We start from the raw sequence: 16,938 nt of genomic DNA on the forward strand, positions 1-16,938 counted from the left end.
GGCTGTTGTCTGAACCGCCGAGGACTAGGTGAGGGCGGCAGTCCGGACTCCCGCTTCGCCCATTGAGTAGTACCCAGGCGCTAAACACATTGACGGTTTCGAATGGGGTGGGCCAACTAGTCCCGCAGGCCCGCATCTCGGTCGGACAGCGTGGCCAATGCCGACCAGTCGAGCTCGCCACCGCCGCTGGCCAAAAGTGCGAGAAAGCGGTCGCGCAGCAGGCTCGCGACCGGTAGCGGAACCTCTAGGTGCTCACCGGCTTCGAGCACGAGTCGGACATCCTTGAGGCCGAGGCGTGCCGCGAACCCGGCCGGCTCGAAGTTTCCCTTGGCGATCAATCGGCCGTAGGTCGAATACACGGGTGCGCCGAACAACGTCGACGTCAGAATGTCCAGATACTGCTCTTTGTCGACGCCGCCCTTGTGTACCAGTGCCATTGCCTCGCCAAGGGATTCGATAACCGACCCGATCATGAAGTTGCCGCTCAACTTCACCAGGTTGGCAGCCTCGGGGCGATCGGACACCGTGAAGGTCTCCTGGCCGATGGAGTCGAAGAGCGGTGCGACGCGTTCGATCGTGCTGCTGGCGCCCGCGGCCACGATGAACAGCTTGGCGGCGGCCGCGGCTTCGGGTCGACCGAATACAGGCGCCGAGACGAACATCTGCCCCGAATCGGCGTGCGCCCTGGCCAGCTGCGACGCCAGCCCAACACTGATGGTGCTCGACGAGATGTGGACCGCGCCTGGTGCGAGTGAGTCCAGGATGCCGCCGGCAAGGTCGACGTCGCCGAAAGCGGCATGCTGGACGGCGGCATCATCGGCGAGCATGGTGAAAACAACATCACCGGTGCATGCGGCGGCGACCGACTCAGCGCGTTTGGCGCCCAGTTCGACCAGTGCGTCGACCTTGGCGGGGGACCGGTTGTATGCCGTCACCTCGTAGCCGGCCTTGAGCAGATTGCCGGCCATCCCCGAACCCATGTTGCCGAGCCCGATGAATCCAATTCTCATATGTCCACGACTCCTATCATTGTCCAACATTCTGCAGCTGCGGCTTTGCCCGGTATATGAAGGACAGATGAGGATCTCGACGACGCCGTTGCCGACGGGCAACAGCCCGGGCATCGACACTGGGCCAGAGGTGTCAACCGCATTGGGTGGGGGTAAACGCGCGGCGGTGATCGTAAACATCGGCAGCGTCAGGGCCGCGACGACGCTGGTCGCGGTGGGACGGCGGTTGACGTGTATCGAGTGATAGCCGCCGCGCTCGGCCTGATCTGGGCGGTCCTTGGGCCTGCTGGGATCGGAGCGACGACACCCGATGATCCGGTGGCACCTGTCTCATCAGGGGCGAGTGCTGCCGGTTTCGTCGATGTGCGCTCGGTGGTGCCCGACGCTGTCATCGACCTGCGCTACGCAACGGCCGACAACTTCGTCGGTCTGCCGCTGTATCCGGCCGATGCTCGCTGTCTGGTGCACGAGTCCCTGGCACCGGGACTGGTCGCCGCGGCGGCCGCTTTGCGGGCCACTGGTGACCGGCTGACATTCTGGGACTGTTACCGGCCGCACCAGGTCCAGGTCAGGATGTTCGATGCGGTGCCCAACCCCGCCTGGGTGGCCAAGCCTGGCCCTTACTCCCGTAGTCACGAGTCCGGGCGGTCGGTGGACGTCACCATCACCGGCGCCGATATGGGTACCGGCTTCGACGACTTCTCCGCGCGGGCAACCGCTTTCGCGACCGACGGGGTCAGTGCTGTGGCCCAGTCGAATCGGGCGCGGTTGCGCCAAGCGATGGAAACCGGTGGGCTGGCGGTGTATTCGGGGGAGTGGTGGCATTTCGACGGGCCTGGCGCCGGTGTGCAGCGCCCGATCATCGACGTGCCGGTGAACTAAGAGCTGGCGTCTTAGAGCTTGAAACGCCCAGCGAATCCCCGCAGCGGTACGTCGGCACTGGTCAGCAGCCCCGGTGGGGCGGCAACGACCGAGGTGATGGCGTGTAGTGCAGGCATGCCAGTGACGGTCATCCCGATCGAGGCGAAGTTATCCGGGTTCGACAGGTCGACACCTGGTTTCGGGAAGATCATGTGTTTGTTGTAGACATACGGATCGCCCTTGATCTGAGTGATGTAGCAGCCCTTGATGTCCCAGCTCGGGTCGGTGTGTGGCGTCATCTGCCATTCCAGGTGCGTCTCTACCCTGGGTACACCGTCGACCATGCCCTGGTATTTGATATAGCTGCCCCCGAGCGAGCCCTTCGGCATCAGGTACCAGCCCAGGTCGACATCCTTGGTGCATGCGCCGAGCTCGAAGCTGAACTTCACCTCGTCGAGTTCGAGACCGAAACAGTCGGCCATCATCAGCACGCTGTCGGCGAAAACGCGGGTGTACTTCTCCAGTCGGTCGGGGATGCTGGGATCGTCGACCGGCAACCCATACCCGACCTCGATCCAGGTGTCCTTTGAATGATGGCAGGACACGTCGACCGACTCCAGGGTGGTGACGTTCTCGATCTCGGCGACGTCGGCAGAGCACACCACCCCGAGGATCTGGTTGACCCCCGGGTTCATTCCGGTGCCGTAGAACGTCGACCCGCCTTTGGCGCATGCCTCGGCGAGTAGCTGTGTGACCGGCTTACCCGACGGGTGCGGGTGATTGGTATCGCGGTGCCAGCCGGTGATCCAGTCGGCAGTCGTGACGATATTTATGCCTGCCTCAAGCACTTTGACGTACAGATCCTCGTCGGGGAAGACGCCGTGAAAGGTCAGCACATCGGGTTTGGCTGCGATGATGTCGTCGATTGAGCCGGTCGCGATCACGCCGATGGGAGGCAGGCCGGCGATCTCCCCGGCGTCTCGACCGACCTTTTCCGCTGTGTAGCAATGTAATCCGATCAGCTTCAGATCGGGTTCGTCGGCGATGCGCTTGATCATCTCGGTCCCGACATTGCCGGTGGCGACCTGGAATACCCGGATCGGGGTGGTGGCGGTCATCTGGTTAGCCCTTCTCGCTGAGTGACGCAACACGAAGGTCCGCGGCGCTGCCGCCGCGGCCATCGGGATAGAACTGCATGGCCCATGTGCGGATCGCGGTGAAACCCTCGAACTCGGCTGAGGACAGGGCGGGTGGATCCGAATAGCGTTGGTGTGACCAGATGTGGACGTCCTGCCGGAACTGCCGGATGACCTCTTGGCCGAACTCTTGGGCCTTCAGTTCGGCCCGTGGGGTGTCCTTGCCGGGCGTGCGGCCGATATAGACGGTGAAGCGCACGTCTGAGGTGTGTTCGTCGACCGGTGTGATCGCCGAGATCGTCCGGTTGTCGATCATTCCCGAACTCTTGGTGACCGCGATCCCCAATCCGCCGTTGATCGCCTCGACCCCACTGCGGACATCGTCGATCGACTGGTTCTCGTCGCCTTCGAAGGTGATGGTGAAATCCACATACGACACGGGTGCGGCGAAGTCGTGGCGGGTGAACACCGGCACGATGGGGGTCTTGTGCACGAATTTGAAATGCGCGAAGTCGACACCGTTTTCGAGCACGTACTGCGGATGCAGTTCCAGATTCGGCTCGTAGATGCTGGCCCTGGGGTAATAATCGGCGGCGCTGCTGCCGTCAGCGAAGCTGGCGAACACATCGGGGGCGTCGAAATACGGTGCGCAGGCGTCGATGTCATGCCAAATGTAGACCGCGTCGTTGCGTTCGGAGACCGGATAGGTGCGCATCCGTCGACCACGGTTGGGTCGATTCTCATACGGGATGCAGACATTTCGACCGTCGTGGTCCCATTGCCATCCGTGGAAGGGGCATTCGATGACCTCGCCCTCGACATGGCCACCGAATCCCAGGTGAGCGCCGAGGTGTTCGCAGTAGGCGTTCATCACGGTCAACTGCCCGGACTGGGCGCGCCACGCCACCATGTCCTCGCCGAAGTACCTCATCCGGTGGACATCCCCGACACCGATCTCGGTGGACCATGCGACCTGGAACCAACCCGTCGGCTTCATCGACAGCGGCGGCTTCGCCATCTCGGGTGCCCCTTCGCGGTTGTCATGTCCTTCATCGCTGACCGATCATCGAATAGTAGAGCCGTCTACGAAGTTATGACAGAGGGTTCTACGAAAAAGCCACAATGTGCCGCCCGCCGATTACTGTCGGAGCGATGAGTCGACCGGGGACCGCGCAGCGCCGGCCTAACCGGCGTGGCCATGCGACCCGGGAGAACATGCTGGAGGCCGCCCTGCGGGCGCTGGCTACTGGCGACCCGGGTTCGGTTTCGGCCAACCGCATTGCCAGAGACATCGGTGCCACCTGGGGCGCGGTGAAGTATCAATTCGGCGATGTCGACGGGTTCTGGGCCGCTGTCCTGCATCGGACAGCGGAACGCCGAGGGGACGTGCCGGCGTTGACGAACCCCGCCGCACCCCTGCATGAACGTGTGGCGACGATCATCGACATCCTCTACGACGGCTTGACCGCGAGGGATTCGAAAGCGATCGAAAACCTGCGGATGGCGCTGCCCCGCGAGAAAGCCGAGCTCGAACGCCTCTATCCGCTGACCGCGGCCGAACTCTCCTCATGGGGGCAGGGCTGGATCGCGTCGTGCCAGACCGCCTTCGCCGCCATCGATGTCGATCCCGAGCGGATCCGCGAAGTGGCGACGTTCATCCCAGGGGCGATGCGCGGGATCGTCTCCGAGCGGCAACTCGGCGCCCTCTACGACCTGGATCTCGCCCGCCGCGGACTGACCAATGCGATCGTGGCCTACCTCGAGGGATCGCGCTGAGGGACACCCATGACTGCCGCGAGTCACACGGCTATGAGCGCTATCCTGGCGCTCGCTGACTGGCCCGACTCTGAAGGAAAATGCGCCAATGCCGACACCGACTCCACTGACGATCATGTTCTGGCCGGAGTCGGCGTACGGCCCCACAAATCAGTGCATCGGACTGGCAGCGATTCTCCGCGACCGTGGGCACCGCATCGTGTTCGCCGCCGAACGCTCCTGGGCGGGCAAGCTCGCCCCCTTCGGCTTTGTCGAGGAGCTCGTCGACCTGGCTGAACCGGACCCGGACGCCAGCGAAGAGGATGCCGGGAAATTCTGGACCGATTTCATCGCCGAGACCGCGCCGGAGTTCCGCAAACCCACGGTCGATCAGCTCGAGACGTTCATCGCGCCCACCTATCAGGCCCTCATCGACGGTGCCAAGTACTGCGAGCCGCGGCTGCGCGAGATCATCGCCAAACACCGACCGGATGTCATCGTCGAGGACAACGTGGTGCTCTTTCCAGCGTTGACCACCTCGGGCGCACCATTTGTGCGCATCGTGTCGTGTAGCCCGTTGGAAGTTCCCGGCCCCGGGGTGCCGCCACCGTTCTCCGGGCTCCCCAGCGCAGACCCGGCGCAGTGGGACACCTACCGTGCCGAATTCGACCGCACCCTCCGCGCGATGTGGGCCGACTTCAATACCTGGGTGCAGGCTCAGGGCGCCGACCCGTTGCCGGAGCTGGAGTTCATCCCGCGTGCCAACGCGGCCAACCTCTACGTCTACCCGGCCGAAGCCGACTACCTCGGCGCCAGGCCACTCGATGACAGCTGGACCCGGATGGACTCCAGCGTGCGCGAAACCGACGACGAGTACCTCCTGCCCGCCGAGGTTGCCGACCGGCCAGAGGGCAGTGCGCTCATTTACCTGTCGTTGGGCTCGCTCGGTGGTGCCGATGTCGATCTGATGCAACGCCTGGTCGACGTGCTCGGCACCACGGCGCACCGCTTCATCGTCAGTATGGGTCCGCAGGCCGCGCGGATCACCTTGGCGAAGAACATGATCGGTGCACAGATGCTGCCGCAGACGAAAGTCATTCCCCAGGTCGACCTGGTCATCTCACACGGCGGGAACAACACCACCACCGAGGCGCTGCACTTCGGCAAGCCGCTGATCGTGCTACCGCTGTTCTGGGACCAGTACGAAAATGCCCAGCGGATAGCCGAGCTCGGGTTCGGCATCCGGTTGGAAACCTACGCCTTTGCCGATGCCGAGCTGACCGATGCCGTCGAACGGTTGCTCGCTGACACCGCTCTGCGAGACCGGCTGACCGCCGTGGGTGCCGATATCCGCGCCCGCGACGGTCTGCGGGTGGGCGCGGACGTCATCGAACGGGTCGGCGTGCAGCACCGGGCGTCAGGTGCCTGAAAAATCAGAGCCTGACGTCCTCGATACGCTCGAACTCGTTGAAGGCAAGCGTCTCTCGATCGTGCGCACCGCTATTGGCTTGTCCGCCGAACCGATGGTGAGTGACGCTGATGGGCCCTGGCGGCGTGCAGTGCCAGGGGATGGCGTATCGGAAGCGCTGCTGAGGGTGCTGACAGCGGTACCAGGGTTGGCCACCCGCGGCCGATTCACCCTGCGCTCATGGACCCACCAGGGCGCGACGGGCGAGCGCCCCATGGGCGTCGATCAGACCAACGAATCGGTGATCGTCGGCACCACCCCGCAGGCCGCGGTGGTGAAGTGGGCGACCCACCTGCAGGACGGTCCCCATCCGGCGCCACAGCGGATCAGCGTGCTGCGCGACGCCGGGTTCGGGGGCATGCCCACACCGTGGGGGTTGGTCACCTGGCAGCCGGCCGACGGTGTTGAGACCTTGGCGGTCAGTGTCGACGAGTATGTGCCCGACGCAGTCGACGGCTGGACCTGGGCCGTCGAGGTGATCACCGCCGCCGCCAGGGACAACCACGTCGAACCCGCGCTGGCGGCTGCCGATGATGTCGGCCGGCTGGTCGCCGAACTGCATGCGGCGCTATCGGCTACCGCATCGTTCGCCACCCGCGAGGATGCCACCCGGTGGCGCGACTCCGCCTTTGTCACTCTCGAAACAGCCTGTGCGCTCAGCGATTCCGCCAGTTCCGCCGTCCTGTCCGACCGGCGTGTGGAGATCGAGACCGCGCTCGACGGCCTGGGCGCACTCGGAGGCTGCCCCGTCATCCAGGGACACGGTGACCTGCACGTGGGTCAGGTGCTGCTCACCGAGTCGGGTTATCTGGTGACAGATTTCGACGGTAACCCGGTGCTGCCGGCGCAGCAGCGGGTTCTCCCGATTCCTGCAGCCCTCGACGTTGCCGGGGTGGTTCAGTCGTTGACCCATGCCGGGATCGTCGCCCGTAAGTACACCCCGCTGGACGAGTCGACTTTGACCGAGGTCATCAGATTGAGTCGCGGTGCGTTCCTGGCGTCCTATGCCAGTCGGTTGGCTGAGCTCAAGCACGCTGATCTCTATGACCCGGCCCCACTCCACGCTTTTCGGATGCAGCAGGTACTACGCGAGATTATCTACGCAGCAAGACATTTACCGCGCTGGAGCTATGTTCCCGATGCCGCCTTACCCGCTCTGCTCAACGAAGGGACCGCACCGTGAAGCCCGACGGTTTCGTCGCCGATCTGTACCGTAAGCCCGAGGTGCTCGACCGACTCGCCACCACATTGGCCGCAGGCAATCCGTGGGCATCGGTGCTACCGCCGGATATCAACCGGGTGGTGCTGCTGGGCATGGGGTCATCGGCGTATGCCGGCGGGGTTGCCGCTGCTCGAATGCGCGCGCAGGGGATCGTCGCGACTTCGGAGCTGGCGTCTTCGCAATTGTTACCCAGTTGGGGCGCAGGAACTTTGGTGGTGGCTACCTCGGCCAGCGGTGGTTCGGTCGAAACTCTGGACGCGCTCACCCGCCTGCCGGCGACCGTGTCCACAGTGGCGCTGACGAATACGGCGGATTCGCCGATTACGCAGCAGTGCGGCGGGGTGGTCCCCCTCGATGCCGAAACCGAGGTCGGTGGCGTCGCCTGCCGCAGCTATCAGCACACGTTGGCCCTGCTCTTGGCGTTGGAATGTCAGCTGGCCGGCACTGACACCGCCCCGCTCGCTGCGGCCGTCGCCGCGGCTGCCACCGCGACCGCGCATCTGCTGGACACCGAATCAGACTGGCTTCCAGCAGTTTCTGAGCTGCTGCTCGGACCGTCGGGCACCCACCTCGCAGCACCGGCCCACCGGTTCTGCTCGGCTGCGCAGGGCGCGCTGATGTTGCGCGAAGGCCCGCGGTTGGCTGCGGTCGGGTGTGAGACCGGCGACTGGAGCCACGTTGATGTCTACCTGACCAAGACCACCGACTACCGACTGCTGGTCTTCGCCGGATCGGCGTGGGAAGCGCAACTGGCCGAGTGGACGACAGCGCGGGGCAGCACTGTTGTCGGCGTCGGTGGAACCGTCCCCGGTGCGCACTATGAGCTGCGTTACCCCGGTGATTCAGATGACCACGTGCGATTGCTGACCGAGGTGTTGATACCGGAACTGATCGCTGCCCGTGCGTGGCAGGCGGGTTCGGTTTAGGTCGGTCAGGCCACGCTGCCGGTTGCCTGGTAGATGACGCGTCGAGCCAGTTCGACCGCGTGGTCGGCGAAGCGCTCGTAATAACGACTGAGCAGCGCGACGTCGACACCGGCGGCGACGCCGTGCTGCCAGTGGTGATCCTTGAGTACCTGAAAAAGGTGGCTGTGCAACTCATCGATGGCATCGTCATCATGCCGGATCTGAGCGGCCTTCCGCGGATCTCGCGACAGCACCACATCTCGCGCGCTGTAGCCGAGATCTACTGCAACACGACCCATTTCGGTGAAGTAGGGAGCGACGTCCGCCGGCACCGCGCAACGGGGATGCCTGCGCCGCGCGATGGTGGCGACGTGCAGCGCGAGCGCGGCCATGCGGTCGACGTCGGCAGCGTTTTTCATCGAGCTGACGACCGCGCGCAGATCGCCGGCGACGGGTGCCTGCCGCGCGAGCAGCGCCAGTGCACGGTGCTCGGTGGAGACCCCTAGTTCGACGATGGCCTCGTGAGCGCTGATCACTTCTTCGGCGAGGGTCAGATCAGGACCGAGCAGCGCACGCGTTGCGCGTTCCATGGACTCACCCGCCAGACCGCACATGTCCCCGACTTGTGCGAGCAGTGCAGAGAGCTCTTTCTGGTAGGCGGTCCGCATGATTCCAAAATAGGCCGTGACCGGCGCAAATTTGCCGGTATGGCTGGTTAACAGCTAGTGAAACGCTGGCGAATGCTGCATCGGGAGGCTCAGGTGAGCGACGGGAGGTTGACGACGATGGCCTCCTGGGTGCTGCGTGCGATGACGACGACGGCTTCGTGCTCGGGGTCGTTGTTCTCTTCGCGGTGTGGCGTAAATGGCGGGACGAAAACGTAATCGCCAGGCCCGGTCTGAATTCTGGATTCCTGCCGGGTGTTCTCGTCGATGAAGACGAATTCTGGATGTCCGCTCACCACATAGATCGCCGTCTCGGCCTCGCCGTGGTGGTGGTCTCCCGAGGAGGTGGCTGGATGCACGTGCGTCTGGCCCATCCAGAGCTTCGTGGAGCCGACCCGCCCGTTGCTGATCGCCTCGAAACGCTGCATACCCGATGTCTGCGCAGTGTCTCCGTAGACGTCGGCACCGCGGATGTGCCTGACATTCGGGTGTGGGTGCGGCAGGTCGGGATGAAAGGCGTCTGTAGTCACAGTGCCGACGATAGCCCGCCCGAAGCGTCCAGCCATTTCGCTCAAAAAAGGTCCCCTGAACTGAGGACTTCGGTCTCTGTTCGTCATCGGTTGTGATCGGCCACGATGGGGCCAGGTGGTCAGGGGACAGGTGATGAGGCGACAACGAGCGTGGCGAAGGGAGATGAGTATCGGTGAATGGGCATTTCCCGATCGATGAGACGCTTCACGCGGCGTTGTCGTTAGCGGCCCGCGCGCCGTCGGTGCACAACTCTCAACCGTGGCGCTGGCGGATCGGTGATCAGAGCCTGCACCTGTATGCCGTCCCGGAACTGCAGTTACCCCGGACAGATCCTGATGGCCGCGATCTGATGCTGAGCTGCGGGACGGTACTGAACCACTGCGTCGTCGCCCTGGCCGCGTTGGGTTGGCAGGCGAAAATCCATCGCTTCCCCAACCCCGCGGATCGCGATCATCTCGCGTCGGTCACGCTCGGCCCGTCCCGCCCGACAGAAACAGATATCGCCCTGGCTGCGGCGATCCCGCGGCGCCGGACAGATCGGCGTATCTACAGCAGTTGGCCGGTCCCCCGCGGTGATATCGCGTTGATGGGTGCACGCGCCGCCCGGGCGGGCACGCTGCTGCGGCAGATCGAGGCCACCGAGGCTCTCAACGCGGCGGTGGCTAAGTCGGTGCGCCAGCATGCGACCGACGATGGCTACGCCAGGGAGCTCACTGAATGGAGCGGCCGCTATGCGTCCACCGCCGGCGTGCCCGCGCGGAACACACCGCCGTCGGATCCGACCGCGACACCGCCGGGCCGGGTCTTCGCCGGTACCGCTTTGGCGCAACCGGTTGATGTGACACCGGATGCCGATCGTGGTGTCTTGGTTGGGTTGGGTACGGCGGCCGACGACGACATCGCCCGGCTGCGGGCTGGGGAGGCCACCAGCCTGGTCTTGCTGACCGCCACCGCACTGGGTCTGGCCAGCTGCCCGATCACCGAGCCACTGGAGGTAGCCGAAACCCGTCAGGATCTTGCGGCAGAAGTTTTCGGTGCGAGCGCGTTCCCGCAGATGCTGTTGCGGATCGGCTGGGCCTCCCTCAACGCTGATCCGTTACCGTCCACACCGCGACGGCCGCTGTCAGAAACCGTTGACTGGCTTCATCATTCGCGGCAAGGATAACTCTCGGTAGACCACGACCGCCCGGGCGGCGTTACACCAACTAGTGTGATTGGCATCCAAGCCGATACGCACCGGGAGTTCAATGTTGCACCACATCGGCGGCGCGGATGTCGGCGACGGATTGCGGCGCCGAATTCTGCTCTCCTATCTGGGCATACTGCTGACGCTCTATGCCGTGGCCGTGGCCTCTTCGCTGGGCTCGCACGCTGTCATGCTCGAATCGCGCGGGGAGATGGTGGCGGTCGTGCTGTGCGCCGCCGGGATGCTCGCCACGATTCGCCACCCGTTGCTCGGTATCCGCTATCTCGTCGCGGTGACGTTGATGTGCGCAGCGCCGGTCGTGGTTCTGCTGTTTCACGAGCAGTCCGTCGCGCAAGTCTGGGCCCTGGTACCGCTGATGTTCGCCGCGGTATTCATCCGGACATTTCACTCGGTGCGTGCGACGAGGGTGGCGTCGGCCCTGATCGCTCTCGCCGCAATCCTCGGCTTGCTGGTCGCGCCCGCGGCGGTGCCGGTGCTGTGGCTGTTCTTCTTCGCGGTCTGCATCATCGGGGCCGCAGAGGTCGTCGGGTTGGTCAATGCGGCACTGCTCGAAACCGCCCTTCGCGATCCGTTGACATCGGTCTGGAACCGCGCCGGTGTGCACCGCCAAGTGGGCGACCTGATGGCTAAGGCGCGCCGGCGCAACGAAAGCGTTGCGGTGATCGTCTTTGACGTCGACGATTTCAAACGTATCAACGACAGCGATGGGCATGCCGCTGGTGATCGGGTGCTGAGTCACCTCACGGCGTCGTGGGCGGCCCAACTGCCGGAGTCGGCGGTCATCGGGCGACTCGGCGGTGACGAATTCGTGGTTGTGCTATCGGGATACGACCAGGACCGGGCTCGGCTGCTCGCCGACGAACTCACGGCAGGGCAAGTCGCGGGAGTCACCGCCGGAGTCGCCGCTGGGGATGCAGCGCCAGCAGGCTTCGTCAGTCTGTTGACCGCTGCGGACGACGATCTTTACCACCGTAAACGCGGCCGGCGCGACGGTCAGGTTCCGCGGGTAGCACCAGGGGTGCCGGACAAGTAGATCAGCACCCGATCGCGATTCACTGCGACGTGCTCGTACGCCAAGCGTTGCGCAAAGATGCTGGGCGACAGTCGTATCGATCTCTACTGATCGTAGCGATGATAGGTCGCCGACATCGAGCCGTCGGGATCAAGGCGGCCCAGAATCGCCTCGGCGATGTCAGTGAGCTGGTGCACCTGGTCACCGGTCAACGCGTCGATGACGTTGTCCCTGACGTTGGCCACGTGTCCTGGGGCGGCCTGCAGAACTTTGCGCCAGCCGTCGTCGGTGAGACGCGCATTGGTCGCCCGAGCATCGTCTGGACAGGGAAAGCGTTGCACCAGGCCTCGGCCTTCGAGCCGCTTGACCACATGGGACAGTCTGGGGAGCGTGGAATTGGTCTGCGCTGCAAGCGCACTCATTCGCAGCGTCCGATCCGGTGCCTCCGACAACATCGCCAGCACGAAGTACTCGAAATGCATCAACCCCGCGTCGCGGCGTAGCTGGGTGTCGAGGACGCCCGGCAGCAATTCAAGAACCGACGCGAACCGCACCCATGCGGCCTGCTCGGCGGGACTCACGCCCTTGGCGACCATCCACTCAGCATCTCATACATGTTGTAGCTACAACTATGGTGTGTTAACGTCATAATTGTAGCTACAACTAATTGCAACCCGTGTTGCCATGCAGGGAGTGCCGAGCCGATGTCCGTTTCGCCCGTCCGCCTCAACCATGCGGTGCTTTTCGTGGCAGATGTCGACCGCGCTGCGCAGTTCTACATCGACGTGTTCGGTATGCAACTGGTCAGTCGCGAGCGGGGTATCAACGCAGCCTTCCTCCGGTTGGCGCGTTCGGGAAACCACCACGATCTGGGACTGTTCGAGATAGCCGGAGCGGTTCCCCAGCCCCGGCGATCGGTCGGCCTCTACCACCTCGCGTGGCAGCTCGACACCGTCGATGAACTGGCCGAGTTTCGCGAGGTCCTGCGCGGTGTCGGCGCCTATACCGGCGAGTCGAGCCACGGTGCCACCAAGAGCGTCTACGGCGCAGACCCCGACGGCAACCAGTTTGAGCTCATGTGGATGCTTCCGCGTGCACAGTGGGGACGCTACGAAAGCGCCGCAGTTGTCGAAAAGCTTGATCTTGCAGCAGAACTCGAATCCTGGTCCGGCATCCGAACAGCCGGCAACCTCAACAAAGGAGCAACACGTGATGAGTAATGTGGCCAACCTCGACGCGCGACTGAGCCCGCACGCCCCCGCTGTGCTGAGTCTGTTCCGGGTGGTGTTCGGTCTGTTGTTCCTGTGTCACGCCGCCGGGCACCTCTTCGGCTGGCCTGCGGGCCCCGCAGCCACAACCGGCCAGTGGCCGTATTTCTATGCCGGGTGCATCGAATTGGTCGCCGGCGTGCTGATCACGCTCGGATTATTCACTCGGATCGCTGCGTTCTTCGCATCGGGCACGATGGCCTTCGCTTTCTTCACCCAGCATCTCCCTACCGGGGTCATCCCGATGACCAACGGCGGGGAACTCGCCGTCCTGTACTGCTTCGGGTTCTTCTTGCTGATCTTCACGGGAGCAGGCTCCTTCGCACTGGACAACCGCCGCAACCACGCGTCGCGACCGACGCTCACCAGGCGCTGACCACCCCACACGTGCGACGATTCCGGTGGTTGTCGAACCCCTTGTTAGGAGCTCACCGTGGATGGCGCAATGCAATCCGCGCTGGCGCAGCTTCAGCCGTCGGCCCTTGACCTTCTGCAGGAGCTGGTCCGCTGCCGGTCCGTCGGGGCGGCCACGCCAGGGACCACCGAAGCGTTGGGTGTCCTGACTCGATATCTCGACCGGGCAGGCGTGAGCGTCACTGTCTGCAGGTCAGAGGCAGGCGTGCCGACCCTGCGGGCCCGCGTCGAGGGCTCGAGACCGGGTGTCAACATTCTTCTTCAAGGGCATATCGACGTGGTACCGGCAGATACCGGATGGCAGCGCGATCCGTTCGCGGCCACCATCGAAGACGGCGAACTCCATGGCCGCGGTGCCTGCGATATGAAGGCTGGAATCGCCTGCTTCGCGGGGGTGATCGCGGCGCTGCACGCCACCGGCTCCCTCGATCAGGGCAGTGTGACTCTGCTCATCGACGTCGACGAGGAAACCGGAAGCGATCTCGGTCTGATCCCGTATATCGCGGAGTACGGGCTGGCCGAATACGACTGGGCAATCTGCGCGGAACCCACGGGGCTCCGCCCCTACCTCGGCAATCGAGGGCTGCTGTGGATCCGGGTGACGGTCGACGGCGTTGCCTCGCACGCGGGTATACCGTCGGCGGGGCGAAATCCCATCCCGGTGGCGGCCGACATCATTCGACGGCTGCCGCACGAGGCGGGGCCTGCGGGGCCCTACGGCATCCCGGCATCCCCGCTGACGGTGACGACGTTCAACGCTGGCACCGTGGTGAATTCGATCGCCGACAAAGCTGTGTTCACAATCGACCGGCGGTTGGTTCCCGGGGAATCGCCGACCGCGGTCTTCGCGGAGATCGAGCACGCGGTACAGGCTGCGGCTGAAGAGCACAGCGATTTCGCCATCTCCGCCGAGGTGACGAAGGTGTGGCCGCCGTGCCTCATCGACGAGGACGGTCCGCTGGCGCGCGCAGCCCACGAGGCCGCCCTGCTGGTTATCGGGGACGGCGTTTTCGGCTTCGACGAAGCCTGTAATGACGCCTCGTTTCTGAGTGAAAGTGGTGTGCCGACGGTGATTTGGGGTCCGGGTGATCCTGCGTTGGCGCACACATCACAGGAGAAGGTTGCCCTCGCCGACATCTCGCGGGCCATGGAGATGTATGTGCTGGCGATCGAGCAGCTGACCTCCGGCGAGACGAGCCGCCATCAGGGTTGCGCGGTCTCGACCGACGACCAGTAGCTCCGTTCGCGCGCAGTGAGCTCGCTGCTGGTGATCGCACCGAACGCGGCGGCGTCCTTGGCGAAGCGGGCCGGCGCGTCTGACCTGGCGTCCTGGCCGTCAAGTCGAAAGCTACTGGGAGCCAGCGGACCGAACAACAGAGCCCGACGCAGCTGCGGCCAATTGACCAGGTGCGGTTCGACACCGGCCGCTCGGGCAAAAGCCATGGCAGCCAAATTCATTCGAGTCTTCTGGGATTGTCCGCGGCGCGACCGGTAGGTGGCGATCGCTGACCGCTGCTCGGTGTCGCTGGGCGTCGGGATGGCGCCACCCCACGCGTAGGCAATCCATCTGGCCTGCAATTCCAGCGGCACGAAATATCCACCGGACTGGTCCCACATACCCACCAGAGCAAAGCCGGGCAGATCCGGATGAAACGTGTAGCGATCAGCATCAAAGTGCGTGGCGTCCAGGTCGAGCGTCGCGCGGATCTCCGCACTCAAGAACGGCAGATCCAGCTCGAACCCGGTGCCGAGCACAATCCCGTCGAAATCCTCGGCACTCCCGTCGGCGAAGGTCACGGTCGTCGCAGTGATGGACTGCATCCAGGGCCGGATCCTGATCCGGCCTTCGGCCACCAGTGGCAGGTAGTTCTGGTTGAGGGTGACACCGGCGGTGAATATCGATGGATCTGGCGTGGGGGCGCCGTACTGCTGAGGGCTGCCACCGGCCTCGACCACGATTTCCTTGAGCTGGCGGTCGACCTCCGTTGGCGGCAGGGTTTCGCTGGCCAGGGTGCCGTACCTCGTGAAGATTCGGTGATCGGAGGGAACTCCGGCGGCGAACTTCGGCAGCACATAACGCTGCCGCCGCTGGGTGATCACCACCTCCGCCGCGCCGAGCTGGGCCAGCTCGGTCGCTATCTCCAGCGCACTGACCGCACAGCCGGCCACCAGGACGCGCTTGCCGAGGTACTCAGACGGATCCCGGTAGTGGTACGTCGACCTCACCCCGGCGCCGCCGGTGAACGCCTCGAGTCCGGGAACGGAAGGGACAGCAGGGGAATGGAACCTGCCGGTGGCAACCACGACCCGGTCGAAGTCCTCGTCGACACCGCCGTGGGTGATTCGCCATCTGCGGTCGATCCGGCTGACCAGGTCTACCCGGGTGCCGAAACGAATAAGTGAGGTCAGGTCGAACGCCTCGGCGAAGCGATGCAGGTAGCCAAGAATCTCGTGGCAGGACGGAAAGACTGCGCCGGTCTGGTGGTCCACATCGCTGAAGGCGGTCAAGACACGACTAGTGTTGGTGTGCATGGTCGGCCACACGCCGCTGCGGCCGACGAGCCCCGCCCACTGTCCACCGAGAACCGGGCTCTGCTCGAAGATCGTCGGGTCGAACCCCTGGGCACGCAGCCAGCGGGCAGCGACCAGGCCGCCTGGCCCGGCGCCGATCACGGCGACACTTCCCGTCACCGGGGAACTCTCGCACGTACGTGCCCGACAATGGGGGCAAATGCTAGACGCAGCAACGATTTACGATCAGGAGAAATGCAATGGCCGGCGCAGGGGCACATTTTTACCGGACGGCTGACGGAACGGGGCTGCCGCACGACCCGTTCAACGCGATCGTCGGACCTCGCCCGATCGGCTGGATCTCCAGCCAGGACGCACAAGGAGTGCGCAACCTGGCTCCCTATAGTTTCTTCAACGGCTTCAACTACCATCCACCGATCGTCGGATTCTCGTCGATCGGCTGGAAAGACAGCGTGGCCAACATCGATGCCACCGGCGATTTCGTCTGGAATCTGGCCACCCGCGAGCTCTCGGTGGCGATGAACGAGACCGCCGCCACGCTGCCACCCGATGAGGACGAATTTGATCGCAGTGGGCTGACCGCCGTCCCCTCAACCATGGTCACATCGCCTCGGGTGTTGGAAAGTCCCGTCAACTTCGAATGCAAACTCACCCAACTCATTCAGCTGGAGAATACCGCCGGTGAAGGAGTCGGTAGCTGGCTGGTGCTGGGGCAGGTGGTGGCTGTGCACATCGACCGGCGGTGGCTGGTCGACGGCGTCTATGACACCGCTGGACCCCGGCCCATCCTTCGGGCCGGCGGACCGGCGAATTACTCAGAAATTGGGCCAGAGAGCGTGTTCACGATGACTCGACCGACGTGATGGACAACGGCTGACGGCACGCAGGGTATGGTCGTGAGCGTGAATATCGGCACGCGCGGCTATTGGCGCTTTATCTCGGCTCCGGGTGG

The 16,938-nt window shown here is 64.3% G+C and carries 19 protein-coding genes; 12 read left to right on the forward strand and 7 right to left on the reverse strand.

The features are described from left to right. Positions 1-116: 116 nt before the first annotated feature. Positions 117-1,010, reverse strand: coding sequence for an NAD(P)-dependent oxidoreductase (locus tag ADBZ9O_RS06510; protein WP_526529499.1), 894 nt, complete (start codon positions 1,008-1,010; stop codon positions 117-119). 67 nt (positions 1,011-1,077) lie between these two features. Between ADBZ9O_RS06510 and ADBZ9O_RS06515 the strand changes: the two genes are divergently transcribed. After that, positions 1,078-1,254 (forward strand): hypothetical protein, encoded by a 177-nt coding sequence (locus tag ADBZ9O_RS06515; RefSeq protein WP_526529501.1) that lies wholly within the window; start codon positions 1,078-1,080, stop codon positions 1,252-1,254. Further along, positions 1,251-1,892: a M15 family metallopeptidase gene (locus ADBZ9O_RS06520; RefSeq protein ID WP_526529503.1), complete on the forward strand. Its 642-nt coding sequence runs from the start codon at positions 1,251-1,253 to the stop codon at positions 1,890-1,892. Before ADBZ9O_RS06515 ends, ADBZ9O_RS06520 begins: the two co-directional genes overlap by 4 nt. A gap of 11 nt (positions 1,893-1,903) precedes the next feature. Here the strand turns inward: ADBZ9O_RS06520 and ADBZ9O_RS06525 are convergent, their stop codons facing one another. Continuing rightward, on the reverse strand, positions 1,904-2,989 hold the full coding sequence (locus ADBZ9O_RS06525; RefSeq protein WP_526529505.1) for an NAD(P)H-dependent amine dehydrogenase family protein: 1,086 nt from the start codon (positions 2,987-2,989) through the stop codon (positions 1,904-1,906). A gap of 4 nt (positions 2,990-2,993) precedes the next feature. Further along, positions 2,994-4,025: a Rieske 2Fe-2S domain-containing protein gene (locus ADBZ9O_RS06530; RefSeq protein ID WP_526529507.1), complete on the reverse strand. Its 1,032-nt coding sequence runs from the start codon at positions 4,023-4,025 to the stop codon at positions 2,994-2,996. 134 nt (positions 4,026-4,159) lie between these two features. Between ADBZ9O_RS06530 and ADBZ9O_RS06535 the strand changes: the two genes are divergently transcribed. From ADBZ9O_RS06535 to ADBZ9O_RS06550, 4 genes are all read left to right on the forward strand, one after another. Beyond that, positions 4,160-4,783 carry a TetR/AcrR family transcriptional regulator gene (locus ADBZ9O_RS06535; protein WP_526529509.1) on the forward strand — a complete coding sequence of 208 codons (624 nt, stop codon included), beginning with the start codon at positions 4,160-4,162 and terminating at the stop codon, positions 4,781-4,783. Between the two features lie 88 nt (positions 4,784-4,871). Then, positions 4,872-6,191, forward strand: coding sequence for a glycosyltransferase (locus ADBZ9O_RS06540; protein WP_526529511.1), 1,320 nt, complete (start codon positions 4,872-4,874; stop codon positions 6,189-6,191). Then, on the forward strand, positions 6,184-7,413 hold the full coding sequence (locus ADBZ9O_RS06545; protein ID WP_526529513.1) for a glucosamine kinase: 1,230 nt from the start codon (positions 6,184-6,186) through the stop codon (positions 7,411-7,413). Before ADBZ9O_RS06540 ends, ADBZ9O_RS06545 begins: the two co-directional genes overlap by 8 nt. Continuing rightward, positions 7,410-8,378, forward strand: a complete 969-nt coding sequence (locus ADBZ9O_RS06550; protein ID WP_526529515.1) for an SIS domain-containing protein — start codon at positions 7,410-7,412, stop codon at positions 8,376-8,378. Before ADBZ9O_RS06545 ends, ADBZ9O_RS06550 begins: the two co-directional genes overlap by 4 nt. A 5-nt stretch (positions 8,379-8,383) precedes the next feature. Here the strand turns inward: ADBZ9O_RS06550 and phoU are convergent, their stop codons facing one another. Then, positions 8,384-9,025, reverse strand: a complete 642-nt coding sequence (gene phoU, locus ADBZ9O_RS06555) for a phosphate signaling complex protein PhoU (RefSeq protein WP_526529517.1) — start codon at positions 9,023-9,025, stop codon at positions 8,384-8,386. Between the two features lie 89 nt (positions 9,026-9,114). Then, the gene (locus tag ADBZ9O_RS06560) at positions 9,115-9,552 is read right to left on the reverse strand and encodes a cupin domain-containing protein (protein WP_526529519.1); all 438 of its coding nucleotides are present in this window, start codon (positions 9,550-9,552) and stop codon (positions 9,115-9,117) included. 173 nt (positions 9,553-9,725) lie between these two features. Here ADBZ9O_RS06560 and ADBZ9O_RS06565 point away from each other — a divergent pair, with 173 nt between their 5' ends. Continuing rightward, on the forward strand, positions 9,726-10,718 hold the full coding sequence (locus ADBZ9O_RS06565) for an Acg family FMN-binding oxidoreductase (protein WP_526529521.1): 993 nt from the start codon (positions 9,726-9,728) through the stop codon (positions 10,716-10,718). 82 nt (positions 10,719-10,800) lie between these two features. After that, complete coding sequence (locus tag ADBZ9O_RS06570; protein ID WP_526529523.1) at positions 10,801-11,793, forward strand: GGDEF domain-containing protein; 993 nt, start codon at positions 10,801-10,803, stop codon at positions 11,791-11,793. An 83-nt stretch (positions 11,794-11,876) separates the two neighbouring features. On the opposite strand, the gene ADBZ9O_RS06575 is transcribed toward ADBZ9O_RS06570, so the two are convergent. Continuing rightward, on the reverse strand, positions 11,877-12,368 hold the full coding sequence (locus ADBZ9O_RS06575) for a MarR family winged helix-turn-helix transcriptional regulator (protein WP_526529525.1): 492 nt from the start codon (positions 12,366-12,368) through the stop codon (positions 11,877-11,879). Between the two features lie 108 nt (positions 12,369-12,476). Between ADBZ9O_RS06575 and ADBZ9O_RS06580 the strand changes: the two genes are divergently transcribed. Genes ADBZ9O_RS06580 through ADBZ9O_RS06590 form a run of 3 tightly spaced genes read left to right on the forward strand, consistent with a single transcriptional unit; the run spans position 12,477 to position 14,691 of the window. Further along, positions 12,477-12,992 (forward strand): VOC family protein, encoded by a 516-nt coding sequence (locus ADBZ9O_RS06580; protein WP_526529527.1) that lies wholly within the window; start codon positions 12,477-12,479, stop codon positions 12,990-12,992. Further along, positions 12,985-13,416 carry a DoxX family protein gene (locus ADBZ9O_RS06585; protein WP_526532909.1) on the forward strand — a complete coding sequence of 144 codons (432 nt, stop codon included), beginning with the start codon at positions 12,985-12,987 and terminating at the stop codon, positions 13,414-13,416. Before ADBZ9O_RS06580 ends, ADBZ9O_RS06585 begins: the two co-directional genes overlap by 8 nt. Before the next feature lie 57 nt (positions 13,417-13,473). After that, complete coding sequence (locus tag ADBZ9O_RS06590; protein WP_526529529.1) at positions 13,474-14,691, forward strand: M20 family metallopeptidase; 1,218 nt, start codon at positions 13,474-13,476, stop codon at positions 14,689-14,691. Here the strand turns inward: ADBZ9O_RS06590 and ADBZ9O_RS06595 are convergent. Further along, positions 14,658-16,145 carry a flavin-containing monooxygenase gene (locus ADBZ9O_RS06595; RefSeq protein ID WP_526529531.1) on the reverse strand — a complete coding sequence of 496 codons (1,488 nt, stop codon included), beginning with the start codon at positions 16,143-16,145 and terminating at the stop codon, positions 14,658-14,660. The genes ADBZ9O_RS06590 and ADBZ9O_RS06595 overlap by 34 nt on opposite strands. Before the next feature lie 80 nt (positions 16,146-16,225). Here ADBZ9O_RS06595 and ADBZ9O_RS06600 point away from each other — a divergent pair, with 80 nt between their 5' ends. Continuing rightward, positions 16,226-16,849, forward strand: a complete 624-nt coding sequence (locus ADBZ9O_RS06600; protein WP_526529533.1) for a flavin reductase family protein — start codon at positions 16,226-16,228, stop codon at positions 16,847-16,849. Positions 16,850-16,938: the final 89 nt, after the last annotated feature.

Origin of the sequence: Mycobacterium sp. (assembly GCF_965229105.1) — a bacterium.
GTDB lineage: Bacteria > Actinomycetota > Actinomycetes > Mycobacteriales > Mycobacteriaceae > Mycobacterium.